We start from the raw sequence: 23946 nt of genomic DNA on the forward strand, positions 1-23946 counted from the left end.
ATCTTAACAGCCCTCGCGCCTCCTTGACGCTACCAACCTGCCGCAGGCAACAGCGAATCGGGACCGGCACCGCAAAAGTACGAGCGGCACCGACCAGCGGACGCGCAGTGCACGTTTGCCGGTGTTGCCCCGGCTAGCCATCTGCCTTGGGTTCGTCCAGCGCAGGCAACTGGAGAAGCGCGGCCTGGCGGTCGGCTGATTGCGACTGCTTCCAGGCTCTGAACGCGTCCAACTCTCCGGACCATTTGCGCATTACCCAGCCCAACACAGCCAGATCATCAACAAATCCTAGCCCGGGCAGCCAATCGGGAATCGCATCGAGGGGGGACAGGAAATACAGCAGGCCCGCGACGATCGCTATCAGCGCATTTGGGCTGATGGCCCGATACTCGCCACGCCACCAAGCCACACAAAGAGCTTGTAGCAGCATCAGATCCTCCCGCAAGCCTTTGAGCAATCCTCGCTTCGACGATGACTTGCGCGCCACCGCGAGCAGCAACGCAGGAATTTTCCCCCGCTTTATCAAGCGCTGGGCAAGCGGGAGATATTTCAGGAAATTCCAGGGAGCCTTCATCAATCACCCTCTAGCCTGCGTCATCCGTGACATTGGGAATGTTATCCACCGAACCTGTGGATAACCTTGTGAACAGTTTCTGGATGACTGCTCCAAATGCCCTATCTACGGGGCTGATCTACAGATCGACGCTTTTTTATCCAGCCAGGCAAACCCTTTCAAATCAGCAACTTAGGAGAAGACGAAAACCACGACTCAATGCTGAGGTGAGAAACAGCTGTTGCTAATTCCGAATGTGCATAACCGTGGATTGTCAATGGCTTTACGAGCACTTTGACTGGTGATTGCACGGGGCGTTCGGCCTAATGGACGAACAAGAGGCCAGTCATTGCGACCGGCCTCTGCGCTGCAACTTTTACTGCAAGCTGAGCTGGCCTCGGATTTTTTCCAGGGTGGCCGAGCCGATACCTTTTACTTCAAGCAGCTCGTCTACCGAACTGAACGGGCCATGCTCTTCGCGGTAATCGACGATTGCCTTTGCCTTGGTTGCGCCGATGCCTTTGAGTTCACGGGTAAGCGTGGCGGCGTCAGCGGTATTGAGGTTCACCGACGCCTGAGAGACGACTGCAACCGGAGCAGGTGCGGGCTGTGTTTGAGTGGCGGCATGAGCGCCGAAGGAAACGCTGGCAAACACGGCGAACGCTGCAGCGGCGAGAAAAGCTTTGTTCATGGAGATATCCTTATCCGGGGAAATGTTCTACGCGGGACTTCCTGCTCCGCGTCAGCCAATCTAGCCGCCTGCCTGCCGATGTCAAAAACGACAGTGCATTTTTGCAAACCTCGTCAAACTCCTCAGCGCATGGCGTTGAACAGGTTCAGGCCACTGATTTTGACGTAGCTCTGCTGCGCCGCTTCAAGAATGATGGTCTGGAACGACAATCTGGAAAGGGCTTCGGCGTAATCAAGTTCGCGCAGCTCGGCCTGGACAGACTTGTTCACCAACGCCACGTCCTCGTTATCGGTCTGCGTCGTCTCGATTACGTTCAGACGCGCACCGATGTTACCGCGAGCAGCGTCTACGCTGATCATGCCGTGATCCAGATTGGTAAGCGCTACTGCCACCCCATCCCGGATGGTTGCATTGGATGAAGCGGGGTTTTCCAGCGCAACGCGCAGGTTGGCAATGGTGTCGAGGATGCCCTGCTTCTCCGCTACCGGCGTCTTTGCCTGCACCACAATCTCCGAGCCCAGCGGCGGCTGTCCACCGACGAAAAGCGTCACGCCCCCGAAGACCAGCTTGTCATCCGTTTCAGCATTGCTGTCCAGATTGCTTACGCCGAGCGAGATTTCGGCACCTCCATCCTTAGGAACACCGAAAACCTCGTACCTGCCCTCCACCACCGGATCGAACGCTACTCGAATGCCGCTGTATTTGGCGAAAGCGACTTCGTCACTCACCAATGGCGCAGAAACTGGAAAACCAAGAGCCTGGGCGCCATCCACGGAGAGACGCCCGGCATTGACTACGTTTTCGAAGACATTTTTTCCGTTGTCGCTAATCGCAATGTTCAGCGAGCTAGCGATCTGCAGCTTCCGCTGACCCTCATCACCTTGGTAGCTATAGCTGCCAGCGCCATCGCGCACAAACGGCTGGGTCTTTCCCTGAAAACCCGAAAACAGGTACTCGCCACGGGCGTTACGGGTGTTCATCAGCGACAGCAGCTCGTCCTCACGCTCGGTAAGCTCGGCAGCAATCGACTTGCGGTCCTCAGCGCTCAAGCCTCCATTACCCGCCTGCACCGCCAGCTCTCGCACTCGCTGTAAAACCGTATTTACCGAATTGAGCGTGACCTCCTCCTGCGTGAGGCTGTTCTTCGCGGCAGTCAGGTTGGAGTTGTACTGGCTCAACACGTTCTGTTGCTGCTCTAGCTGCAGCAGGCGCACCGAAGCGACCGGATCGTCTGCCGGCGTGAGAATGCGGTTGCCAGTGCTGATCTGTTCTTGCGTACGGGTCGCGTTGGCGTAATTGCGCTGCAACCCAGCCACGCCGTTATTGAACGCTTGCACGGTAGAAATGCGCATATGACGGGCCTGTTACCTGAAGGAGCTGATCAATGTATCGAACAAGGAGCGCGCAACTTGAATGATCTGAGCTGAAGCGTTGTAGTACTGCTCGAACTTGATCAGGTTTGCTGCCTCTTCATCCAGGTTCACAGCCGATAGCGAATCGCGGTTGTCGGTGGCTTGCTTGAGAATCGCGCCAGTCGCTTCGCTGTCCATTCGTGCCTGGGCGGTCAAGGTGCCGACGCGCTCGACCAATTCGCCATAGCCATCGGTGAAGCTGAAGCCCGAACCCGCGACACCAGGGGTCACGCCTACGGTCTGCTTCGTCTGCAGATCGACCAGCTTCAAGGCGTTGCGGTTGTCGGAGACGCCGCTCTGGTTGAAGTTGAACGAGAAGGTATCGTTCGCCTCGGGCCTGCCGCTTACGGTGAACTCGAAACTGTATTGCTGGACATTGGGCGCCGTGCCCGTAGTAAGCGTCAGGTTCAGCGTATTGGTCTGCCCGGCGGTGATGCTGGCGGGTGACAGCGCAAGCCCCGCCGGCGCAGGTGTCGGAAGGGTCAGCCCGTTGCCATCATAAGTCAGCGTCAACCCTTCGAACGCCGCTGATAGCGCAGCCGCATCGATGGGCGATGGCCCGGACAGCAGATTGGGCTGGCCAATCACTCCTGTCCCGCTGTTTTGCAACGTGCTCTGCGCACGCACCGGCGCTGCAAACGCCAGCTGATCGGCCTGATCCAGCGTCGCCTTGATATCAGAAGCACCACGCCGGGTCGGCTGGAGGCTGAACTTGTCGCCAGGGGCCGGCGGCGGATTGCCCAGCACGATCTGAAATCCCTGGTTGCGGCCGTCCTTGTCGGTGATCGACAGCGTACCGGCCGGATTTTCCGTGGCTGTCATCAACTGGTTATCGCTCAGGCGCCGTACCTTGTAACTACTACCGTCATATTCCATCAGGTAGTCACTGGTGCTGAGCTGGCTGGTATTGGTGATGTTCAGTACCGGCTGCGCATTGCTGTTGCCCGCAAACGCGTTGACACGCAACTTGGCCAGCGCAGGATCGTTGTAGTCACCAAACAAAGCCGAACCGACTTGTCCCTTGAGATCCAGCCCCTGCCCCAGTTGCGTATTGACCTGATCGCTCACCGCAAGCGCCAGGCGACCAAGCGAGTTCATGGTGGAGTCCAGCACTTCCTCGCGATAACGGATCAACCCGCCCAACTCGCCGCCGGTAATCTGCGAAGTGATGCCCTGCCGAGATCCGCCGCTGATGAACTGCACCTCATGGCGGTTCGGATCACCCTGCCCCGGCACCACTTCGAGACGCGCCACCGTGCTGCCTACCACCAGAGGTTGGCCGCTACCGATGAAGATATTGAAGCTGCTGTCATCCTGCGGAACCACGGTCACCCCGATGTAACCCGACAACTGGCGCACGGCCTCATCACGAGCATCGAGCAGATCGTTTGGCTGTTTGCCGTTGGCCGCCGCAATGGCAATCGCCTCGTTCAGGCTACCGATACTGCCAGCCAGCCGGTTTACCTGGTCGGTGACCGCGGACATCTGCTTGTTGGTGAAATTGTTCTGCTCGGAGAGCCGGTCATACACCGTGTTGAAACGCCGTGCCAACCCCTCGGCCTCGGCCAGTACCAGCTGGCGCGCTGGGATGTTCGCCGGGTCCTCGGCAGCGGTCTGCAAAGCCGAGAAGAACTTCTGCAGCGAGGGCGTAATACCGGTAGTGGAGCCGGCCAGCAATGAATCGAGCTGATTGATCTGGCTCTTGTAGGCCTCCACATCAGCGCTCAGCGAAGTACTACTACGCAGCTGGCTGGTGAGGAATTCGCTATAGCTGCGGCGAATCTCCACCAGCGTGGTTCCCGAGCCGATATAGCCCGCGCCACTGAACTGGGGAGACCGGGTGGCCTGGGTCGCATCCTGGCGACTGTAGCCAGGTGTGTTGACGTTGGAGATGTTGTGGCCAGTGATGGACAGCTGGGTCTTGCTGGCAGCCAGGCCGGAAAGGCCAATGCTCAATAGGTCAGCCATGGTTTAGCCTCTGGTCCGCATCGCGGGCACCGAATTCGCGTCGGCAACGGTCTGATAGGTCTGCATCTTGCGCGCGATCTGGCTGATCTTGCGGGCATATTGCGGATCGGTGGCATACCCGGCTTTCTGCAATTCTTTGACGAAACGCTCCGAGTCGCCAGTGTTGCTCGCTACCTGGATCGCGGTCCGGTAGCGGTCGTTGTTCTCCAGCAAGCTGACGAAGTCGTCGAAGCTCTGCTCGAATGAATCGTACGCGCGAAAGCCCGCCTTCTCGCGGGTCGCCTTGCCATTGACGTATTCGGTGGTCGTCACGGTGGCGGACGCGCCTTTCCAACCGGTCGCCTTGATGCCGAACAGGTTATGGCTGTTGCTGCCGTCCTTCTGCCGAATCATGGACTTACCCCAGCCGGTTTCCAGTGCGGCCTGCGCGACCAGGAAGCGTGGTTCGATCCCAAGGCGCTCGGCAGCCTTCTCGGCCATGGGCAGCATGGTGGCGATGAACTCCTGCGAGGAACTGAAACGCGTCTTGCTCGGTGCGTTCGGAGCACTTTTCTCGACACCGTTTACCGTCAGCGGCTTGTCTGCGGGCGGCACGAACGCGGTGGCCGGTTTCCAATCCACGTCGACCAATGGCTGCATGGCATCGCCAGCTGGCGCAACCGCTGTCGCTGACACGTTGGCAACCTGTTGTTCGCTAAGCTTCCCAGGCAATGCAAGCCTGCGCTGATTCAACAGCCTTGAATCATCTCGAGCAGATTCGACGCCAGCTGCCGGTTTGCTCGGCCAGGCCGAGCCTTCCGTCTGCGCAACCTGAGCGAATGGATTGTTGCGCGTCACCGTTTCGGTCTGCTTGCTCAGCTGGCGCACCAGCACATCCGCCAGCCCTATGCCGCCACCTTCCTTGGACAGGCTGACCGACAGCTGCTGGTCGTACATGTCCTGATACTGCTTGCTGGCCTGGCTGTTCAGCGGATTATCCTTGGCCAGCACCTCGGTAGCCGCACGCATCGACTTGAGCATCTCGTTGAGGAACAACGATTCGAATTCCTGCGCAACTTTGCGCACGTTCTCCTCGCCGTCGCGGTCTTTGCCGACCTTGAGCTGGCTGAGACGATTGAGGTCGGTGTAGCTGCCGCTATCGAGACCACGCGCTCCGCTACCGAGACGATTTTCCATATCGCTACCCTTAGATCACGATCAGGTCGGCTTGCAGCGCGCCGGCCTGCTTCAACGCTTCGAGAATGGCCATCAGGTCGCTGGGCGCAGCGCCCACCTGATTCACCGCCCGGACGATTTCATCCAGCGTGGTGCCCGGGCCGAACTTGAACATCGGCTTGGCTTCCTGCTCGGCTTTGACCTTCGAGTTGGGCACGACCACTGTCTGCCCATCCGAGAAGGGTTCCGGCTGGCTAACCTGCGGCTCTTCGGTGATGGTCACGGTCAGACTGCCATGGGTGACGGCGGCAGGCTGAACCCGTACGTTCTGGCCGATCACGATGGTGCCAGTACGCGAGTTGATGATGACCTTGGCCACTGCCTGGCCGACCTCGACCTCGAGGTTTTCCAGGATCGACAGGTAATCCACGCGCTGGCTAGGGTCCAGCGGCGCGGTGACGCTGATCGAGCCACCATCGAGCGCTTGCGCCACACCTGGGCCGAGCAGGTCATTGATCTGGTCGACGATGTTCTTGGCGGTGGTGAAGTCCGGGCGATTGAGATTCAGGGTCAGCGTGTTGCCTTGATTGAAGCCACTCGGCACCGGGCGCTCGACGGTCGCGCCACCGGGAATGCGGCCGGCCGACGGCGAGTTGACGGTAATTCGCGAGCCATCCGCGCCACCTGCATCGAAGCCCCCTACCACCAGGTTGCCTTGGGCGATGGCGTAGACGTTGCCGTCGATACCTTTCAATGGCGCCATCAACAAGCTACCGCCGCGCAGGCTCTTGGCGTTACCGATGGACGAAACGGTGATGTCGATGGTCTGACCAGGCTTGGCGAACGGCGGCAATTCGGCATGGATGGACACCGCCGCGACGTTCTTCAACTGGATATTGCCGCCGGCCGGCACCTTGATCCCGAACTGAGCCAGCATGTTGTTGAAGGTCTGCACGGTGAACGGCGTCTGAGTGGTCTGGTCACCGCTACCGTTCAAACCGACAACCAGGCCGTAACCGATCAGCTGGTTGCTCCGTACACCATGGATGGTCGCGACATCCTTCAGACGCTCGGCCTGCGCGCCAGCGCAAAGCGTGAGCAAGCCCGCGAGCAGAAGCAGTTTTTTCCACATGACATCAGCTCCGGTCAGAAGGGCCACATCGGGCTAAGGAAGAATCGGTCGAGCCAGCCCGGCTGGCTCGCATCGGCAAAGGCGCCGGTGCCCGAATAGGTGATACGTGCATCGGCAATGCGTGTTGACGGAACGGTGTTGTCGGTGGAGATATCGTCCGCGCGCACCAGGCCCGCAATGCGCACCAGTTCGTCGCCGGTATTGAGCGTCATCCACTTCTCACCGCGCACGGCGAGGATGCCGTTAGGCAGCACTTCGGAAATGGTGACGGTGATGGAGCCGGACAGGCTGTTGCTCTGCCCTGCCTGGCCAGAGCCGGAAGTGTCGCGCGACGCCTCGTACTCGGCGCCCAGATTCATCGAATTACCCGTCAGCGGGTTCGCCATCGAAACCGCCCCGCCGAACAGCGAGCCGAGACCGATGTTCGCACTGCTGTCCTTCGAGAGCTTGGAGGTCGCGTTCTTGCTGGCCTGAGTCCGCTCGTTGAGGGTGATGGTAATGATGTCGCCGACCCGATGAGCCTTGCGGTCGTCGTACAGGTTGGTTTCGAAGCCTGCCTGATAGATCGCGCCGTTGTTCTGCGCCGCCGGCAACGGCGTGCGCGGCAGCACCGGAGCGTAGTACGGGTCGTTCGGTTTCGGCGCAGGGGCAACACATCCGACCAGCGCCAGGGCAGACGACATCGACACAACAATCAGCAAACGGCTCATAAACACCTCAAGCCATGACAGGCCATCGAAACTACTGCGAGCAGCACGAGGCGTGCGTGCCCGTATACAACGGCGAACGCGCGATCAGAGCTGCTGCGTGACAAACGACAGCATCTGGTCGGCGGTGGAAATGACCTTGGAATTCATCTCGTAGGCGCGCTGGGTGGTGATCATGTTCACCAGTTCCTCAACGACGCTGACGTTGGAGTTCTCCAGGGTGTTCTGCAGCACCGTACCCAGGCCGTTCAGCCCTGGCGTACTGACCTGCGGCGCGCCGCTTGCAGCGGTCTCCAGGAACAGGTTGTTGCCCATCGCCTGCAGACCTGCCGGGTTGATGAAGTCGGCCGTCTGCAGGTTGCCGATGATCTGCGGCTGAGGATTGCCCACGGTGGTCACCGAAACGGTACCGTCCTCGCCGACAGTGAATGTCTGAGTTTCCGGCGGAACCACGATGGCCGGCTCCAATGCGTAACCGTTGGAGGTGACCAGCTGGCCGTCGGAGCTCAGGTGGAAGCTACCGTCGCGGGTGTAGGAAACCGTACCGTCCGGCAGTAGCACCTGGAAGAAACCGCGGCCATTGATCGCCATGTCCAGCGGCTGCTCGGTGGTCTGCAGACTACCGGCGGTAAAAATCTTCTGGGTTCCGGTCACGCGCACACCGGTACCCAGCTGCAAGCCGGACGGCAGTTCGCTGTCCTGGCTGGATTGGCCACCGGGCTGGCGACGGATCTGATACAGCAGATCCTGGAATTCGGCACGGTCACGCTTGAAGCCGGTAGTAGAAACGTTGGCCAGGTTGTTGGAAATGGTCGTCAGGTTCATATCCTGAGCGGACAGTCCGGTCTTGCTGACCCAAAGTGCTGGAAGCATGAGCTTTCTCCTCGTGCGCCGCCGGCGCCACGCTATTAGCTGAGTTGCAGTACGCGCGCCATGGCAGCCGCATCATCTTCGGCGGTGCGCATCATCTTTACGTGCAGTTCGAACTGGCGGGACAGCGCCAGGATGGAAGTCATTTCGGATACCGCGTTGACGTTGCTCGCCTCAAGAAATCCCGAAACGACTCGTACGTTTGCGTCCGGCTCGACGGGCTGGCCATCTTTCAGGCGAATCAAGCCATCCGTACCCTTTTCCAGCTGCTTCGGATCGGGATTGACCAACTTGATCCGATCCACCGTGACCACAATGTTCGGATTTTCACCCAGGGCCCGGATGCTGATGGTGCCGTCATGACCGACGTCGATCTTCTCCTCGGGCGGGATAGCAATCGGCCCGCCGTTACCCATCACAGGCATGCCGTCGGCGGTGCGCAACATGCCCAGCACGTCAATATTCAGGCTGCCCGTACGGACATACGCCTCACTGCCATCCGGCGCCTGCACCGCGATCCATCCTTCACCCTCGACGGCTACATCCAGGTCACGACCTGTTTCCTGCAGTGTACCGGACGTGAAATCCGTGCCGGGCCGCTCGGACATCGCATAAACCCGCGCCGGATGGCTATCGCCAAACACCTGCATAGAGCGGGCTTGCTCAAAATCCCGGCGAAACCCGGTAGTCGAAATGTTCGCCAGATTGTTGGCATGGGCCTGCTGTGCCCGCGCATTTTGGCTGGCCCCGGTCATGGCCACGTAGAGCATCTTGTCCATCAACATCTCCGAGACGCGAGTTTGACACTTGCGGTTCTGTTAATAAGCAAAAATGCAAGGCGCATGCCACTCCCAGCAACGCCCTTCAACCTGTTGATTCATCAGGCTTTTACAGAAAGCAAGAAGGCCCCGAAGGGCCTTCTCTGGCGAGAGCGGCGGAATACTGCCGTCAGCGGCAATCATCCGCTGCCACGACTATCACCGCAAATTGATGATCGTCTGGGTAATAGCGCTTTCGGTCTCGATGGTCTTGGCATTGGCCTGGTAGTTGCGCTGCGCAACGATCAGGTTGACCAGCTGGTCCGACAACTCGACGTTGGAGTCTTCCAAAGCCCCAGCCTGCAGAGCACCGAGCGTGCCAGAACCTGGCGTGCCGACAACCGGCTCGCCAGACTCGAAAGACTGAACCCACTGGGTCTTGCCCACCGGCGTCAGGCCCTGGACGTTAGCGAAGTTCGCCAGGATGATCTGCCCCTGCACCTTCGACTGGCCGTTGGTGTAACGGGCGAAGATCACACCGGTGTCATCGATCTCAAGTCCCGCCAATTCGCCAGTGGTGTAACCATCCTGCGCGACGCTGTTGACGGCAAAGGCGCTGGCGTACTGCGAGGACTTCGAGAAATCGAGCGCAATGCCGCCTGGATTGGCCAGTGCCCCATTGGCGGACCAAGTGGCAGGGGTTGCCCCGTTGGAAATGGCAGGAATCCAGCCACCAGCGGGAGGATTGCCGGTCGCGGAGTTCAGCGTAACTTTCAGATCAGGTGAAACGCTGAACAAACCAGAACCACCGTTATCGATACCCGTCAGCGCACCGGAAGCGCTAAATGTCAGCCCCATGACGTAAGGCTGAGGCGGCTCCTGTGCAGGATCGGCCGGATTGCGGCCATCGATGAGCACTTTCATATCCCAGGTATTGGCACCGGTCTTGACGAAATACTGCGTCATGACGTGTGCATTACCCTGCGAGTCGTAAATGTTCAGCGAAGTAGAACTGTTGTAAGTCGTAGGATCGGCGGGGTTAAACGTCCCATTAGCGGCAGTCAGGGCTGCAGCCTGATTGGCCGGCAGCGCCTTGGCAGCATTTCCCGCGGCCTGCGCATTGGTAATATTTGTTGTGTCGACGAGTGCGGCAGCGCGTGCATCTTCAGCAAGCGCTGGGTCACCGCTCAGCGCGAACTCCGCGTCATATGCAGCCTGCCCTGCAGTGGTAAGCGAGGTGTTATAGGCGGCGTCATAGGCTGGCTGCAGCGAAGCGTCATAGGCGGACTGCCAGGTAACCGGAGCCTTCTGCGTCGAGTTCAGATTGAAAGCGGTGTTGATCTGGCTGGTCGCCTTCGGCGACTGATTGGTAGTCTGAATTTGCAAATCACCAACTACACCATTCTGCAGATTGCCGTTCCCATCCACCGGGAAACCCTGCAGCTTGTAGCCGAAGTTGTCGACCAGGAAACCTTCGCGATCAGTGCCAAAATAACCGGCGCGGGTATAACTTACTGCGCCATTGTTACTGACCTGAAAGAAACCATTGCCGTTAATGGCCAGATCCAGCGCGTTCTGTGTGTAGTTGATATTCCCCTGATTGAACTGCTGGGAAATATTGGACATCAGCACGCCGCTGCCCTGTGGGTTTTTGCCCGTGCCGAGCACGGAAGCCGCATATACATCGGAAAACTCCGCGCGCGACTGCTTGAAGCCCACAGTGCCGGCGTTGGCGATGTTGTTGCCGGTGACGTTGAGATCCTTGCTCGCGGCACGCAGGCCGCTAAGACCGATATTGAAGGACATTGAATCGCTCCTTTGCCGAGAGTGTGCGGCGGTTATTGTCCGATGATCTGGACTTGGGAAAGGCCGATGCTGCCGATACCGGCAAGGTTGAGCATCAGCTCCCCGCCGTTCTGCCCAAGCGTGACGCTGTCGACGTTAGCCGGCAGCAAGGTGTACAGACCCTTGGTTTCCCCTTGATAGGTAGCCTGGGCCTCGAAGCGATAGGTGCCCGGCGGCAAGACATTGCCGCTGGAATCCTTGCCATCCCACATGAACGAAATATTCCCGGCTTCCTGCTGCCCCATGTTGACGCGGCCAACCGCGGCGCCAGTGCTGTCGTAGATATTCACGAACACATTGCTGCTCGAGGTTGGCAGCACAAGGCTGGCCTTGAACGTTTCGCTGGTATCCACCACCGCCTTGTCAGTCGGCACGATCACCTTGCGGCCAACCAGCGAGGACGCCTGCAACGCCTGGGACGACTGATACCCGGACAGGATGGTCTGCATGCTCGAGTTCAGCTTTTCAACGCCCTCAACCGTACTGAACTGCGCCAGCTGGCCGATGAACTCGCCATTCTCCTGCGGTTCTAGCGGGTTCTGGTTGTTCAGCTGAGCGACCAGGAGCTCAAGAAATTCATTCTTGCCAAGGTCGTTGCCCTTCACCTCACGGTTCTCACCGAACTGATACTGGTCGAGTATCGAGCTGGTGCCACCGACGCCGTTTGTAGTGCTCATGAATGCGTTCTCGTATGAATCACTGACCCAGCGTCAGCACTTTCTGCAACATGGTCTTGGCCGTATTCATCAGCTCGGCATTGGTCTGGAACGCGCGACTGGCTGAAATCATGTCTGCCATCTCTTCCACCACGTTGACGTTCGGGTAGTAGACGTAACCTGCTTCATCCGCTGCCGGGTGGTTGGGCTCGTAACGCGCCTGAAGCTCGCTCTGATCCTCCACTACACCCAACACCTGGACGCCCACCCCGGCCTGATCCTGCCCTGCGAATAGCGATTGATCGGGTTGACCATTGGCTTGTTGAAAGACGGTGGCAAATACCGGATGGCGCGCGCGGTACGTCTGATCCACGCTGGACGATACGGTTTCGGCGTTCGCGATGTTGCTGGATATGGTGTTCAGGCGGGTGCTTTGGGCACTCATGCCGCTGCCGGCAATGTTGAATACGCTGCTAAGAGACATGGGCTACTCCTTATTCGCCGCGCAGGGCGCTCATCAGCCCCCTGAACTTGCTGTTGAGCAGGGTGAAGCTCGCCTGGAAGTCCACGGCGTTCTTCGCATAGTTGGATTGTTCGATCTGCAGATCGACGGTGTTCTGATCAAGCGACGGGTGTGCGGGCGTTCGGAAGCGCAGGGATGCATCGGCGATCTCCAACCCTTCGGCGGCGATATGCCTGTCACTGGTCCGTGTCACGCCGAAACCGCCCTGACTGCGCGCCGACTGCTCGGCCAGCACACTGCTGAAGTCCAGATCCCGCGCCTTGTAGTTAGGCGTATCGGCATTGGCTATGTTGTTGGCCAGCACCTCGGCACGCTGCGAGCGAAAGCCAAGCGCCTTCTCATGGATACCCAATGCCTTGTCGAAACTGATGCTCATGATCTGGACCTCTGCCGGATACAAGTCTGCTTGCGCAAACCCCAGCAAAGGCCATGCCATCAGGCACAAGGTATTGATTTACAAAGGTTATAGCAGAAACGACTGAGGATGGAGCGTCAAAAGCGGCAAGCCTTTACCGCTTTCCTGCCACAACCGCCATCTTGCATGACGGTTTTCTGCCGCTAGAGGCAGCGCTGATCATTTCGCCTTGTAGATGATGCCTGGGCTGCACTGGACCATCTGGTATAGCTCGGGAAGCCCGTTAAGAGCTTCGGATGCTCCTAAAAAGAGATACCCCCCCGGACGCAGCGTCGCGTGAATACGCTTGAGGATGTCCTTCTTCACATCAGCGGAGAAATAGATCAGCACGTTCCGGCAGAACACGATGTCGAACTTGCCCAGCGCCGCGTAGCTGTCCAAAAGGTTCTGAACCTTGAACTCGACCCGCGAACGAATCGCCGGTTTTACCGCCCAACGCCCCGGAGCCTTCACATCGAAATAGCGCTGCAAACGGTCGCTGGACAAACCACGAGCTATTGCCAAGCTGTCGTATTCGGCGGCTTTGCAGGCCGCAAGCATCGCGCCCGAAAGCTCTGTGGCAACGATCTGCACACCGGTCTTTGCCTGGCTCGGATTGCTGCGTTCGTATTCGTCGATCGCCATCGACAGCGAGTAGGGCTCCTGCCCCGACGAGCAGGCAGCCGACCAGATCCGCAGGCGCTGTCCGGACCCTGCCTTGAGCATCTCCGGTAAAACGCGACTTTTCAGCACTTCGAACGGGTAAGTATCACGAAACCAGAGAGTTTCGTTGGTCGTCATCGCATCGACGACCAGCTCTCGCAACCCCCCACGCGGCTGCGCCTGGATTTTTCGCACCAAGTCGCCCAGCGTCTTGATTCCCTGCTGTTCCATCAGCTTGTTCAGGCGGCTGGAAACCAGATACTGCTTGTTACTACCCAGGAGAATGCCGCACGTCTTTTCAAGAAATACCCGGAACTGCTCGAAATCCAGATCGACTGACACCAATAAAGCCTCACCATCATGAGAGGAGCTAGCCTCAGTTTGCATCCGCCTGCCTGATCCGCTCGGCCACGCGGGCAGCGAGATCATCAGGCTGGAACTTGGCGAGGAAATCATCCGCGCCTGCCCGCTTCACCATGTTCTGGTTGAACACGCCGGAAAGGGAAGTATGCAGAAGTATATGCATACCGTGCATTCGCGGATCGTGTCGCACCTCGGTTGTCAGGGTATAGCCATCCATTTCCGGCATTTCAATATCGGAAATCATCATCAAAAACTCTTCTGCCGGGCTCTTGCCTTCGTCTGCCATCCGCTTCAGATAGTTCAGCGCTTCGCGCCCGTCGTTCAACTTGACGACCTCGATGCCTATATTTTCCAGACAGCGAGTGATCTGCTTACGCGCCACCGATGAGTCATCGACGATCAGAACGCGACAGGAGAGCGCCTTGGCTCGAGTGTCGGCATCGACCACCCCCGAAGAAACCTCCTCCGAGGTGGGCGCCACTTCCGCCAGGACCTTCTCCACATCGATGATCTCGACGAGCTTGTTGTCGATGTGGGTCACGGCGGTGAGGTAATGATCACGCCCCGCCCCCTTTGGCGGCGGCAGTATCGCCTCCCAGTTCAAATTGACGATTCTTTCGACCGAACTCACCAGAAAACCCAGCGTCCGGTTGTTGTACTCGGTAATCACCGCAAAGGAGTTCTGCAGATCCATAAGCGCCGACTTGCCTGTTGCAAGCGATAGATCGAGGATCGGTAACGTGGTGCCACGAATGCTCGCAACCCCCCGCACCACCCGACCGCACTTCGGCATAACGGTCAGACGAGGGCACTGCAGTACTTCGCGAACCTTGAACACATTGATCCCATAAAGCTGGTCGCCTTCGAGACGAAACAGCAGCAACTCCAGGCGGTTCTGCCCCACCAATTGGGTACGCTGGTTAACCGAATCCAATACACCGGCCATGCCAGTCTTCCTCTCTGCTTGCAGACGTTCGGGGCCAGACGACACGACGCGGCACGCCCCTTGCTTTGATTGGGATATGAACGTCCATATGACCATTTTCCGGCGCGGTCGCCAAAAGCTGTGCAGTTGTTTGCTGCTAGCAGCGCTGTGCGCGATGAGCTCTTTCACCCATGCGTCAACCATGTCACATCCTGAACAGCTTATCGACGTGACCGAGCAGTTTCTTGAGGAGACAGTGAAAGACTATTTGAGCCGCAGCAACATTGATGCGCGCCATGAGATCGTTGTCAGCCGACTGGACCCAAGACTCCGCCTGAATCAGTGTGACCAACTGCTCGCGGCCAGCCTTGGCAACTCCGCTCCACCGATGGGGCGCGTCACGGTACGGGTCAGTTGCGAGGGCAGCAGTCCATGGTCAGTCTTCGTCCCCGCGCAGGTTAGGCTCTACCGCGAGGTGGTCGTCGCCAACCGGTCGTTGCTACGCGATACGGTGCTGAGCGCCGCGGACGTAAGCCTTGCCGAGCGGGACGTATCCAACCTCAATCAGGGCTACCTAACGCGACTGGAGGAGGTGCTGGGCAACAAGCTGACTCGCCCGACACAACCGGACCAGGTCATTACGCCGAACCAGATGGAATTGGCCAAGGTTGTACGCAAGGGCGATCAGGTCATCATTACCGCCAGAAGCGGATCGATAAGCGTCCGGATGCCTGGCGAGGCCATGTCAGATGGCGTCCCAGGCAAGCAGATTCCCGTGAAGAACCAGCGTTCGGGCCGCATCGTCAAGGCCCGGGTCACAGGACCAGGCCAGGTTGAAGTCGCGATGTAGCTGCTGGACGTGCGCGGCGCTTTTTTTCGGTGTGCCACGCCGAAAAAAAAGCTAAAGTTTGATCCATTGTTGCCGAACACATGGCAAGCGTCCTGATTCCTTCGAGGTTTGCATCATGGTCATCGACTTCAATCGACCGAACAGCCCACTGAACGCCCCTAACGGGCGCACCAGTGTGCAAAGTAACGAACGCACAGCTGGCACCCAAGCAGAACTCGCCAGCAGCGCTCCGAAAACCGGCACCGTTAATGCCGGCACCGGCGACACCGTACAGCTAAGTCCTGAAGCCCAGCGCCTGCAACAGGCGACCGACAAGCTCAACGAGCAGCCCGCGGTCGACCTGGAGCGAGTGGCCAAGCTGAAGCAGGCGATTGCTGACGGCTCTTATCAGGTCGACAGCGAACGAGTTGCAGCCAAGCTATTGGCGTTCGAAACGCAACGCTGAGCCTGAATCCCATTCGCGAGTATGCCCAGAGCCTCAAATGAACGATACCGCCCTGCTTGAGCAGCTGACCGATGATATCGGCATGGCCCGCGAGCTCCTTGAGTTAATCGACAAAGAGTTCAAGGCGCTGAGCGATCGCAATCTGGCGGATCTGGAAGTGATACTCACCAAGAAGCAGCCTCTGCTCGCATTGCTTGGCCAGCACGGAGCGCAGCGAAGCCAATGGCTGCGTGACCAGCAGCTCAGCGCAGACCGCTCAGGGCTGGAACAAGCCGCTAGCAAATCGACCGACGGCCCCGCCATTCTGGAAAAGGCTCAGTTACTTGAAGCCGAACTAGAGAGCTGCCGCAGCGCCAATGAGCGAAATGGCCGATTGATCCGAGCCAACCAGAGCGCGCTCGGAAGTATGCTGGGCATTCTTCAGGGGAAAGAGGAAGCTCCCAGCTTGTACGACAATCGCGGCGGGGCTTCCCGGAACAAGCAGCAGCGGCCTTTGAGCCAAGCCTGAATCAACGCTACTAGGACGCAACACGATGGTGATGACAATGCGCCAGGGGACACCGGATCGTGTCTAGCCTATTTCTGGACGAGGACGGCCCCCAGCCTCCGAAAGTCCTGACGGCGCCACTGGAGATATACGCCAACCTGCGGCCGCTCATCGAAAACAACACCCCTCTCACCCTTCGGTTTCATGAGCGAAGTCAGCGCTACCAGAGCTTTCTGGTTGAAATGAATCGCGAAACCGGCTGGATTGCGCTCGATGAGCTGATTCCAAATGACGGGGAACGCTTTCTGCTACAGAGCGAAGCCTTTCACGTCGAGGGCTTCTATGAAGGCGCCCGAGTCTCCTGGTCGAATGATCAACCTGTGCACGTCGGCGAAATAGATGGCGCTCGCTGTTACTGGATACCTACGCCAGCAGAACTGACCTACCATCAACGTCGCAATGCTTATCGCGCACAGCTCAAGGAGCCTGTTGTCGCAGCCCAGCTTGGCGGCGCAGCGCTGCGCAAAAAGCTAGAAGGCAGACTGCTCGATATTTCAGCCACGGGCTGCAAACTAAGCATCAAGGGCAATCAGCAAACCAGCCTCCAGACCGGACAGGTTTACGAGCTTTCAGCGAGACTACCGATGGGGGCGATTGAAACTGCGGTTGAGCTGCGCCACTTGGTTATCGACGAGAAGCTTGATACTTCCCTATGCGGATTGCGCTTTCATCGGCTCAGCGGGCTTACGCAACGCCAGATCGAACGCCTGGTGTATCAGCTGCAGCGCGATGCCCGCCGCGAGAGCGCCGAAACCCCCTTCGGCTAGCAACAAGCGCACCCGCAAAAGAGCGCCGCCACTTCCGCCCTCAACGCATAAAGGCGCAGTAGTCGGCCGACCGCACCCATTGAGATATGGCGTCCCAGAGAGGGGTCGAACCTCCAACCTTCCCCTTAGGAGGGGGATGCTCTATCCAATTGAGCTACTGGGACAAATTGCGCGCCGAATCTTAACGAGCCAAGCGCCGTTTGTCATGCCTGACGCCTTCCAACAACGCATTTGTAGCACAGACTGGCTAACCCCAATCTCGCGACCCTCCATACCCGTGCATATTGCACGAATACTTTTGCCCTGCCTTGCAAAGCGCACGCATCGGCCTACTGATAAATAAGCTAACTCATTGATTTAAAAGCAGTTTACCTAGAATCTCGATTGGCATACCTACTGCAAAGAAGAACCTAAACTTAACGTGACGCGAAGGATGACGCCTCATGACAAAGCCGGTTTATCTTCTCAGCTCAGGGTTCGCACTCGTGGCATTTGCCGCATTGCAAATATCAGCAAACCAGACTACGCCGCCACAATTCGAAACGAACCCCCAGGTTTCTCTGCAGCGCACCGTTACCCACGACAGTACTCGGATCATCACGCTCAGCGGCAGCGAAACCAACACTGTCTCACAGCCTCAACGCTGGGTTTTCTAAGGATTAGCTGACGCGCGAATTGTTCCGCGAAGGAGATGTAACCATGTCTAAGTACGCACTTACCTGTCTAGCAATGACCGCTGTATGCGTGTACGGCGTCTTTCTAACCCCTCACGAAATGAGCGGACTTATCCAAGCGAGCAAAGCCGGAGTAGGTATTTTTGGCACGCTGTTCATCCTTGCCATGCTAATCGGCCGCCGGATCAAATTTGACCCAGTGCTTCGCTAGCACGAGCTGATTTACATACGAGGGATGGACTGCGTCACAATAGAGGCATACTGATAGCACCACGCCTTTACTAATCGGCAGATCGTCGTACAATTGGCGCCACCAAGCCGTCTACATATTTTTCGGTGCAAGACGGAACAGCACGTACTGTTGGTTGTCAGACCGGTGACCACCCCGGCAATACGCCAGCACGCCCACCTGACAAACCGGTTAATTATGCGCCCTATGAAACAGGCAGTTTATTCCAGCCGCACGGCTGACAAATTCGTGGTTCGCCTTCCCGACGGCATGCGCGAGCGCATCGCTGAGGTGGCTCGCAACCACCATCGCAGCATGAACTCTGAAATCATCGCCAGGCTGGAACAGAGCCTCCTGCAGGAGGGTGCATTGGATGACGACCTCAGCATGCGCTTGGACAGCCCTGAGCTTTCTCTGCATGAAAGGGAGCTTTTGCAACGCTTCCGGCAACTGGCCCACCGCCAGCAAAATGCGCTAATCGCCCTGATTGCCCAAGACACAGAGCTGAGCAAAGAAGAGAACTGATACGCATGTGCGAGGTACGGCGAGCCGTACCTCGCACACTCTTCTTCTGCGCCCCAATATTGCCGCTTACCACCTCTCCAAACGCCCTAGCGCTCATTTCGCCTGAACTCCTCCCTAGGCGAACAAAGCCGTCGCTCCCTCTCCCGCCCAACTAAATCACAATTGCTGCATAGCGCATTGCCGGCAAACGCTCGCTGGGGGCGCAACAATCAACCAGCACGCGCTGACAGAACGCTCCACAGCTTTGCTGAAGAGCGAATAAGAGGATAGTGGAGATTAGGCAGATGCATCTCCAGGCGCACTCGACGAGCCGCCTGGATGATCGGCATGCTAGCTCAGCCAACGAAGTTGAGCAGCACCCCGGCCGCCACGGCTGAGCCAATGACGCCTGCCACGTTTGGCCCCATTGCATGCATAAGCAGGAAGTTCTGAGGGTTCGCCTCCAACCCCACCTTGTTCGACACGCGCGCAGCCATCGGCACAGCCGAGACACCAGCAGAACCGATCAACGGATTGATCTTGTTCTCACTGAAGCGGTTCATAACCTTCGCCATAAAGATACCCGCCGCGGTACCACCGCAGAACGCAACCATTCCCAGAACGAGAATGCCGAGCGTCTTGATCTGCAAAAAAGCCTCGGCAGAAAGCTTGGACCCCACGGTCAACCCAAGCGCGATGGTAACGATGTTGATCAGAGCGTTGCGAGAGGTATCAGCCAAGCGGTCTACCACTCCGCACTCACGCAACAGGTTGCCGAACGCAAACATCCCAACCAACGGAGCCGCATCCGGCAGTAGCAGGCCGACCAGAAGGCAGAGCACCAAGGGGAAGATGATCTTTTCGACATGACTGACGTGACGCAACTGCGTCATGACAATGGCTCGCTCTTCCTTCGTGGTCAGCGCGCGCATTATCGGCGGCTGGATCAGCGGCACGAGTGCCATGTAGGAATAGGCGGCCACCGCAATCGGCCCCAGAAGCTCTGGCGCCAGCTTAGATGTCACAAAGATGGAAGTTGGACCATCTGCCCCGCCGATGATGGCGATCGATGCTGCTTCGCGCAGCGTGAACTCCATACCCGGAATCCCCGCAGCAGTAAGCGCCAACGCGCCAAGCAGGGTCGCAAAGATACCGAACTGTGCAGCGGCACCGAGCAACAGGGTCTTCGGATTGGCAAGCATCGGACCGAAGTCGGTCATGGCGCCAACGCCCATGAAGATCAGCAACGGGAAAACGCTGGTCGGCAGCCCCACCTCATAGAACAGATGGAGGATCCCGGCGCCCTCGCCCATGTTGGCCACGGGGATGTTGGCCAAGATTCCGCCGAACCCAATCGGTATCAAAAGCAACGGCTCGAATCCTTTGCGGATTGCCAGGTAAATCAATCCTAGGCAGACCAGAATCATCAGTGCCTGCCCTGGCTCTAGATGATAAAGACCCGTCCCCTGCCACAGCTTGAGCAACTTATCCATGCGACTCCCCTTAGGCGATGCTCAACAAGCTGTCGCCGACCGAAACCGCATCGCCAACCTTTACGTTCACCGAAGCAACCGTGCCGGCTCTGAAAGCCCGAATCTCAGTCTCCATCTTCATGGCTTCGAGGATGATCACCAGGTCGCCCTCCTGAACCAGCTGCCCCGGCTGCACAAGCACCTTGAAGATATTTCCAGCTAAAGGCGCCCCCTGCGGCTCGCCACCGGAGGGAGGAACCGCAGCGGCATTAGCGACACCTGTCGGGGCGGAACCGAGAGGCTTGATCCCCTCGATATCGCCGCCATCGGAAACCTGCACGACAAAGGACTTGCCGTTGACATCTACCGTGTAGACCTCGGGCTTGCCCGGGGCGCGCGGAGGCAGATCGTTGCCATTGGGCGCAGGCTCGAACGCAGCGGGGTTTCCACGATTCTCAAGGAACTTCAGACCGATCTGGGGAAACAGTGCGTAGGTGAGGACATCATCAATCGAGTCCGCAGCAAGGGTAATGCCCTTTTCCTGGGCGAGCCCTTTCAGCTCAGCAGTCAGCCTATCCATCTCCGGCTGCAGCAGGTCGGCGGGGCGACACGTGATCACCTCGGCGCCGTCCAATACGCGCGCTTGCAGCGCCGAATTGAAAGGTGCAGGTGCAGCGCCATACTCCCCCTTGAGCACGCCAGCCGTTTCCTTGGTGATTGACTTGTAGCGCTCACCGGTCAGCACGTTGATGACTGCCTGGGTACCGACGATCTGCGAAGTCGGGGTCACCAGCGGAATGAAGCCCAGGTCCTCACGAACCCGTGGAATCTCCGCAAGAACATCGTCGAACTTGTCGAGGGCGCCCTGCTCTTTTAGCTGTCCCTCCATGTTGGTCAGCATGCCACCTGGAACCTGGGCGACCAGGATTCGAGAGTCCACGCCCCGCAGGGTCCCCTCGAACTTCGCATATTTCTTGCGCACCTCTCGGAAGTACGCAGCAATTTCCTCAAGCAGCTCCAGGTTCAGACCGGTATCACGTTCAGTGCCTTGGAAAATTGCGACCACCGATTCGGTCGGCGAATGGCCATAAGTCATCGAAAGTGACGAGATGGCCGTATCGACATTGTCGATACCAGCTTCCACGGCCTTTAGAATCGCAGCCGTGGACAGGCCCGCCGTCGCGTGACACTGCATGTGGATCGGAATAGCGAGACTGCTCTTCAAACGCGACACGAGCTCGAAAGCCATGTACGGCGTGAGAATTCCCGCCATATCCTTGATCGCGACAGAATCGGCGCCCATGTCTTCGATCTGTTTGGCCAGATCAACCCACATTTCCAACGTGTGCACCGGACTGGTGGTATAGGAAATAGTGCCTTGCGCATGCTTGCCTTGCTGCTTGACAGCGCGTAGGGCGGTTTCCAGATTGCGTGGATCGTTCATTGCATCGAAGACGCGGAACACATCGACGCCATTGACAGCCGCTCGCTCGACGAACTTCTCCACAACATCGTCAGCGTAGTGGCGATACCCCAGCAAATTCTGCCCGCGCAGCAGCATCTGTTGGCGAGTATTGGGCATGGCTTTCTTGAGCTCGCGGATACGCTCCCAGGGGTCCTCCCCCAGATAGCGGATACAGGCATCGAAGGTCGCACCACCCCAGCTCTCTACCGACCAGAAGCCAACCTGATCGAGCTTCGCCGCAATCGGCAGCATGTCTTCCAGGCGAACACGAGTGGCAAGGATGGACTGGTGCGCGTCACGTAGCACCACATCGGTTATGCCGAGCGGCTGTTTAGCAACTGTCATCGAAGGAACTCCCTTTCCAGGGTCAACCGCGGCGTGCGCGGTGTTGATGAATCGCGGCCTGGATGGCTGCAAGAATATCCGCATCTGCCTCAGGGCTCACCGCCGGGGCAGTGGCCGCCCGAGGCGCCGATTCACTCACGAAGCGACCGGTCAGGTAGGACATCAGGCGAATACAAAGGATCAACAGAACGAGGAAGGCGAAGACGAAACCAATGCCGAACAGCATGAGTTCGACGCCTTCGAGCAGGAGTTGGCTGGGGGTCATTTGGGAGTTCCCTTGTCAGCAGCTCGAGCTGCTTGTTATTCGCTGCGTTAGTTCGGACACGTTTCGCGACACACGAAACGGCCGAACCTTAGCCCGAAACAGCGAAACAAGGCAAACCCCAATAAGGCGCGAAAAGGGCAGCTACAGCAGAAAAATGGTCGCCAACCCGAGGAAAATGAAGAAACCACCACTATCGGTCATGGCGGTGATCATCACACTGGCGCCCATCGCCGGATCACGTCCAAGCCGCGCCAGAGTCATCGGAATGAGCACGCCCATAAGAGCAGCAAGTAACAGATTCAGCGTCATCGCTGCAGTCATCACCACACCTAGAGACCAGCTGTCATACAGCCAGTAGGCCACTGCGCCGATGACTCCACCCCAGACCAGGCCATTAACCAGGCCGACCCCAACTTCCTTGCGCAGCAATCGTGCAGTATTGCCGGTGCCGACCTGATCAAGCGCCATCGCCCTCACGATCATGGTAATAGTCTGGTTGCCCGAGTTGCCGCCAATGCCTGCGACAATTGGCATCAGGGCTGCCAGAGCTACCAGCTTCTCGATGGAGCCATCGAACAACCCGATCACTCGCGAGGCGATGAACGCAGTAACTAGGTTGACTGCCAACCAGGCCCAACGGTTGCGAACGGACTTCCAGACCGAGGCGAAGATGTCTTCTTCCTCGCGCAGACCGGCCATGTTGAGCACTTCGGTTTCGCTTTCTTCGCGGATCAGGTCGACCATCTCATCGATAGTCAGACGGCCGATGAGCTTGCCGCTCTTGTCAACTACTGGCGTGGATACCAGATCGTAACGCTCGAACGCCTGCGCGGCGTCGTAGGCGTCTTCGTCCGGGTGAAAGGTCACCGGATCGCTGGCCATGACCTCCGCAACCTGTTTCTCCGGATCATTTACCAGTAGCCGCTTGATCGGCAGCACACCCTTGAGCACGCCGTCGTAATCGACTACGAACAGCTTGTCGGTATGACCGGGCAGCTCCTTTAGTCGGCGAAGATAACGAAGCACTACTTCCAGGCTGACGTCTTCGCGAATGGTTACCATCTCGAAGTCCATCAGTGCACCAACCTGATCCTCCTCGTAAGACAGAGCCGAACGGACCCGCTCGCGCTGCTGAGCATCGAGGGTTTCCATCAGCTCATGGACGACGTCGCGTGGTAGTTCCGGCGCCAGGTCAGCCAGTTCATCCGCATCCATTTCCTTGGCGGCGGCGAGCAGCTCGTGATCGTCCATGTCGGCGATCAGCGTTTCCCGAACCGCGTCCGACACCTCGAGCAGGATGTCGCCGTCACGCTCGGCCTTGACCAACTGCCAGACAGTCAGTCGCTCATCAAGCGGCAATGCCTCAAGGATATGGGCGACGTCTGCGGGGTGTAACTCATCCAGCTTGCGCTGCAGCTCTACGAGGATTTGCCCTGGATCGCGGACTTCACCCGGCTCGGCCCGCTGGTCTTCTTGGCGATGCTCGCCGTCCTCACCAAGGCGGTGGCGTTGCAATAACTCGACCACCTGCGCCAGGCGGTCCTGCAGAGTCTCTTGTGGCTTTTTTGCTTCTACTTCTGTCATGGCGCACTCCACCCCCAGCCGGGGACCGCGCCAGGGGAAATCAATCAATCAGGATGTGACTGGCAAACTGAGAATTTGAACGACTACTGGGTAAGTCCATAGGAAAGCTGTTCCACAGACCCTAGGGGCAGATGCCGCAATAATAACATCGCACTCCCGACGCTACGCACTCAGGCAACGCAAT

At 58.3% G+C, this 23946-nt stretch carries 25 protein-coding genes and 1 tRNA gene; 6 read left to right on the forward strand and 20 right to left on the reverse strand.

Annotated elements, in window-relative coordinates; genetic code table 11:
• Nucleotides 1–133 precede the first annotated feature (133 nt).
• From UIB01_RS14730 to UIB01_RS14800, 15 genes are all read right to left on the reverse strand, one after another.
• Nucleotides 134–574: a YkvA family protein gene (locus tag UIB01_RS14730; RefSeq protein ID WP_038662015.1), complete on the reverse strand. Its 441-nt coding sequence runs from the start codon at nt 572–574 to the stop codon at nt 134–136.
• Nucleotides 575–929: 355 nt separating this feature from the next.
• Entirely contained in the window at nt 930–1244 is a 315-nt protein-coding gene (locus UIB01_RS14735; RefSeq protein WP_038662018.1) for a ComEA family DNA-binding protein, read from the reverse strand.
• 122 nt (nt 1245–1366) lie between these two features.
• Entirely contained in the window at nt 1367–2596 is a 1230-nt protein-coding gene (gene flgL, locus UIB01_RS14740) for a flagellar hook-associated protein FlgL (protein ID WP_038662021.1), read from the reverse strand.
• A gap of 12 nt (nt 2597–2608) precedes the next feature.
• Entirely contained in the window at nt 2609–4624 is a 2016-nt protein-coding gene (flgK, locus tag UIB01_RS14745) for a flagellar hook-associated protein FlgK (protein WP_038662024.1), read from the reverse strand.
• 3 nt (nt 4625–4627) lie between these two features.
• Nucleotides 4628–5800 (reverse strand): flagellar assembly peptidoglycan hydrolase FlgJ, encoded by a 1173-nt coding sequence (gene flgJ / locus UIB01_RS14750; protein WP_038662026.1) that lies wholly within the window; start codon nt 5798–5800, stop codon nt 4628–4630.
• Between the two features lie 10 nt (nt 5801–5810).
• Complete coding sequence (locus tag UIB01_RS14755) at nt 5811–6911, reverse strand: flagellar basal body P-ring protein FlgI (protein WP_015277711.1); 1101 nt, start codon at nt 6909–6911, stop codon at nt 5811–5813.
• A gap of 14 nt (nt 6912–6925) precedes the next feature.
• Nucleotides 6926–7621: a flagellar basal body L-ring protein FlgH gene (flgH, locus tag UIB01_RS14760; protein ID WP_038662029.1), complete on the reverse strand. Its 696-nt coding sequence runs from the start codon at nt 7619–7621 to the stop codon at nt 6926–6928.
• A gap of 84 nt (nt 7622–7705) precedes the next feature.
• Nucleotides 7706–8491, reverse strand: a complete 786-nt coding sequence (gene flgG, locus UIB01_RS14765; RefSeq protein ID WP_038662032.1) for a flagellar basal-body rod protein FlgG — start codon at nt 8489–8491, stop codon at nt 7706–7708.
• A gap of 35 nt (nt 8492–8526) precedes the next feature.
• Nucleotides 8527–9267, reverse strand: coding sequence for a flagellar basal-body rod protein FlgF (gene flgF, locus UIB01_RS14770; protein WP_038662034.1), 741 nt, complete (start codon nt 9265–9267; stop codon nt 8527–8529).
• A gap of 198 nt (nt 9268–9465) precedes the next feature.
• On the reverse strand, nt 9466–11052 hold the full coding sequence (locus UIB01_RS14775; protein WP_038662037.1) for a flagellar hook protein FlgE: 1587 nt from the start codon (nt 11050–11052) through the stop codon (nt 9466–9468).
• Between the two features lie 32 nt (nt 11053–11084).
• Nucleotides 11085–11768, reverse strand: a complete 684-nt coding sequence (gene flgD, locus UIB01_RS14780; protein WP_038662040.1) for a flagellar hook assembly protein FlgD — start codon at nt 11766–11768, stop codon at nt 11085–11087.
• A 19-nt stretch (nt 11769–11787) separates the two neighbouring features.
• A complete protein-coding gene (gene flgC / locus UIB01_RS14785) occupies nt 11788–12231 on the reverse strand; it encodes a flagellar basal body rod protein FlgC (protein ID WP_013982229.1) in 444 nt (147 codons plus the stop codon).
• A gap of 10 nt (nt 12232–12241) precedes the next feature.
• Nucleotides 12242–12646, reverse strand: a complete 405-nt coding sequence (flgB, locus tag UIB01_RS14790) for a flagellar basal body rod protein FlgB (protein ID WP_038665812.1) — start codon at nt 12644–12646, stop codon at nt 12242–12244.
• Between the two features lie 198 nt (nt 12647–12844).
• Entirely contained in the window at nt 12845–13714 is an 870-nt protein-coding gene (gene cheR, locus UIB01_RS14795; RefSeq protein WP_373278828.1) for a protein-glutamate O-methyltransferase CheR, read from the reverse strand.
• Nucleotides 13704–14636 (reverse strand): chemotaxis protein CheV, encoded by a 933-nt coding sequence (locus UIB01_RS14800; protein ID WP_038662044.1) that lies wholly within the window; start codon nt 14634–14636, stop codon nt 13704–13706. Before UIB01_RS14800 ends, cheR begins: the two co-directional genes overlap by 11 nt.
• Nucleotides 14637–14724: 88 nt before the next feature.
• On the opposite strand from UIB01_RS14800, the gene flgA reads away from it, so the two are divergent.
• The 4 genes from flgA (at nt 14725) to UIB01_RS14820 (ending at nt 17224) form a co-directional block, all read left to right on the forward strand.
• A complete protein-coding gene (gene flgA / locus UIB01_RS14805; protein WP_038662047.1) occupies nt 14725–15465 on the forward strand; it encodes a flagellar basal body P-ring formation chaperone FlgA in 741 nt (246 codons plus the stop codon).
• A gap of 115 nt (nt 15466–15580) precedes the next feature.
• The gene (gene flgM / locus UIB01_RS14810) at nt 15581–15910 is read left to right on the forward strand and encodes a flagellar biosynthesis anti-sigma factor FlgM (protein WP_038662053.1); all 330 of its coding nucleotides are present in this window, start codon (nt 15581–15583) and stop codon (nt 15908–15910) included.
• A 37-nt stretch (nt 15911–15947) separates the two neighbouring features.
• Nucleotides 15948–16418, forward strand: a complete 471-nt coding sequence (locus tag UIB01_RS14815; RefSeq protein ID WP_038662056.1) for a flagella synthesis protein FlgN — start codon at nt 15948–15950, stop codon at nt 16416–16418.
• A 59-nt stretch (nt 16419–16477) separates the two neighbouring features.
• Nucleotides 16478–17224 carry a flagellar brake protein gene (locus tag UIB01_RS14820; RefSeq protein ID WP_038662059.1) on the forward strand — a complete coding sequence of 249 codons (747 nt, stop codon included), beginning with the start codon at nt 16478–16480 and terminating at the stop codon, nt 17222–17224.
• Nucleotides 17225–17311: 87 nt separating this feature from the next.
• Here UIB01_RS14820 and UIB01_RS14825 read toward each other — a convergent pair.
• Nucleotides 17312–17388, reverse strand: a tRNA-Arg gene (locus UIB01_RS14825).
• Nucleotides 17389–17923: 535 nt separating this feature from the next.
• Here UIB01_RS14825 and UIB01_RS23575 point away from each other — a divergent pair.
• Entirely contained in the window at nt 17924–18109 is a 186-nt protein-coding gene (locus tag UIB01_RS23575; protein ID WP_038662065.1) for a PA3371 family protein, read from the forward strand.
• A gap of 216 nt (nt 18110–18325) precedes the next feature.
• Entirely contained in the window at nt 18326–18652 is a 327-nt protein-coding gene (locus tag UIB01_RS14840; RefSeq protein ID WP_038665818.1) for an Arc family DNA-binding protein, read from the forward strand.
• Nucleotides 18653–18987: 335 nt separating this feature from the next.
• On the opposite strand, the gene UIB01_RS14845 is transcribed toward UIB01_RS14840, so the two are convergent.
• The 4 genes from UIB01_RS14845 to mgtE form a co-directional block, all read right to left on the reverse strand.
• Complete coding sequence (locus tag UIB01_RS14845) at nt 18988–20124, reverse strand: sodium ion-translocating decarboxylase subunit beta (RefSeq protein WP_038662066.1); 1137 nt, start codon at nt 20122–20124, stop codon at nt 18988–18990.
• A 10-nt stretch (nt 20125–20134) separates the two neighbouring features.
• The gene (gene oadA, locus UIB01_RS14850) at nt 20135–21913 is read right to left on the reverse strand and encodes a sodium-extruding oxaloacetate decarboxylase subunit alpha (RefSeq protein WP_038662069.1); all 1779 of its coding nucleotides are present in this window, start codon (nt 21911–21913) and stop codon (nt 20135–20137) included.
• A gap of 22 nt (nt 21914–21935) precedes the next feature.
• Nucleotides 21936–22178, reverse strand: coding sequence for an OadG family protein (locus tag UIB01_RS14855; RefSeq protein ID WP_038662072.1), 243 nt, complete (start codon nt 22176–22178; stop codon nt 21936–21938).
• A 141-nt stretch (nt 22179–22319) separates the two neighbouring features.
• Nucleotides 22320–23762: a magnesium transporter gene (mgtE, locus tag UIB01_RS14860; RefSeq protein ID WP_038662075.1), complete on the reverse strand. Its 1443-nt coding sequence runs from the start codon at nt 23760–23762 to the stop codon at nt 22320–22322.
• Between the last annotated feature and the right edge of the window lie 184 nt (nt 23763–23946).

The sequence above is a fragment of the Stutzerimonas decontaminans genome (genome assembly GCF_000661915.1).
Lineage (GTDB): Bacteria > Pseudomonadota > Gammaproteobacteria > Pseudomonadales > Pseudomonadaceae > Stutzerimonas > Stutzerimonas decontaminans.

Excerpts from the sequence above, each read along its gene's own strand:
- UIB01_RS14730 (WP_038662015.1), bottom strand. The coding sequence starts at position 574 with ATGAAGGCTCCCTGGAATTTCCTGAAATATCTCCCGCTTGCCCAGCGC.
- UIB01_RS14735 (WP_038662018.1), bottom strand. The coding sequence starts at position 1,244 with ATGAACAAAGCTTTTCTCGCCGCTGCAGCGTTCGCCGTGTTTGCCAGC.
- flgL (WP_038662021.1), bottom strand. The coding sequence starts at position 2,596 with ATGCGCATTTCTACCGTGCAAGCGTTCAATAACGGCGTGGCTGGGTTG.
- flgK (WP_038662024.1), bottom strand. The coding sequence starts at position 4,624 with ATGGCTGACCTATTGAGCATTGGCCTTTCCGGCCTGGCTGCCAGCAAG.
- flgJ (WP_038662026.1), bottom strand. The coding sequence starts at position 5,800 with ATGGAAAATCGTCTCGGTAGCGGAGCGCGTGGTCTCGATAGCGGCAGC.
- UIB01_RS14755 (WP_015277711.1), bottom strand. The coding sequence starts at position 6,911 with ATGTGGAAAAAACTGCTTCTGCTCGCGGGCTTGCTCACGCTTTGCGCT.
- flgH (WP_038662029.1), bottom strand. The coding sequence starts at position 7,621 with ATGAGCCGTTTGCTGATTGTTGTGTCGATGTCGTCTGCCCTGGCGCTG.
- flgG (WP_038662032.1), bottom strand. The coding sequence starts at position 8,491 with ATGCTTCCAGCACTTTGGGTCAGCAAGACCGGACTGTCCGCTCAGGAT.
- flgF (WP_038662034.1), bottom strand. The coding sequence starts at position 9,267 with ATGGACAAGATGCTCTACGTGGCCATGACCGGGGCCAGCCAAAATGCG.
- UIB01_RS14775 (WP_038662037.1), bottom strand. The coding sequence starts at position 11,052 with ATGTCCTTCAATATCGGTCTTAGCGGCCTGCGTGCCGCGAGCAAGGAT.
- flgD (WP_038662040.1), bottom strand. The coding sequence starts at position 11,768 with ATGAGCACTACAAACGGCGTCGGTGGCACCAGCTCGATACTCGACCAG.
- flgC (WP_013982229.1), bottom strand. The coding sequence starts at position 12,231 with ATGTCTCTTAGCAGCGTATTCAACATTGCCGGCAGCGGCATGAGTGCC.
- flgB (WP_038665812.1), bottom strand. The coding sequence starts at position 12,646 with ATGAGCATCAGTTTCGACAAGGCATTGGGTATCCATGAGAAGGCGCTT.
- cheR (WP_373278828.1), bottom strand. The coding sequence starts at position 13,714 with ATGCAAACTGAGGCTAGCTCCTCTCATGATGGTGAGGCTTTATTGGTG.
- UIB01_RS14800 (WP_038662044.1), bottom strand. The coding sequence starts at position 14,636 with ATGGCCGGTGTATTGGATTCGGTTAACCAGCGTACCCAATTGGTGGGG.
- flgA (WP_038662047.1), top strand. The coding sequence starts at position 14,725 with ATGACCATTTTCCGGCGCGGTCGCCAAAAGCTGTGCAGTTGTTTGCTG.
- flgM (WP_038662053.1), top strand. The coding sequence starts at position 15,581 with ATGGTCATCGACTTCAATCGACCGAACAGCCCACTGAACGCCCCTAAC.
- UIB01_RS14815 (WP_038662056.1), top strand. The coding sequence starts at position 15,948 with ATGAACGATACCGCCCTGCTTGAGCAGCTGACCGATGATATCGGCATG.
- UIB01_RS23575 (WP_038662065.1), top strand. The coding sequence starts at position 17,924 with ATGTCTAAGTACGCACTTACCTGTCTAGCAATGACCGCTGTATGCGTG.
- UIB01_RS14840 (WP_038665818.1), top strand. The coding sequence starts at position 18,326 with ATGCGCCCTATGAAACAGGCAGTTTATTCCAGCCGCACGGCTGACAAA.
- UIB01_RS14845 (WP_038662066.1), bottom strand. The coding sequence starts at position 20,124 with ATGGATAAGTTGCTCAAGCTGTGGCAGGGGACGGGTCTTTATCATCTA.
- oadA (WP_038662069.1), bottom strand. The coding sequence starts at position 21,913 with ATGACAGTTGCTAAACAGCCGCTCGGCATAACCGATGTGGTGCTACGT.
- UIB01_RS14855 (WP_038662072.1), bottom strand. The coding sequence starts at position 22,178 with ATGACCCCCAGCCAACTCCTGCTCGAAGGCGTCGAACTCATGCTGTTC.
- mgtE (WP_038662075.1), bottom strand. The coding sequence starts at position 23,762 with ATGACAGAAGTAGAAGCAAAAAAGCCACAAGAGACTCTGCAGGACCGC.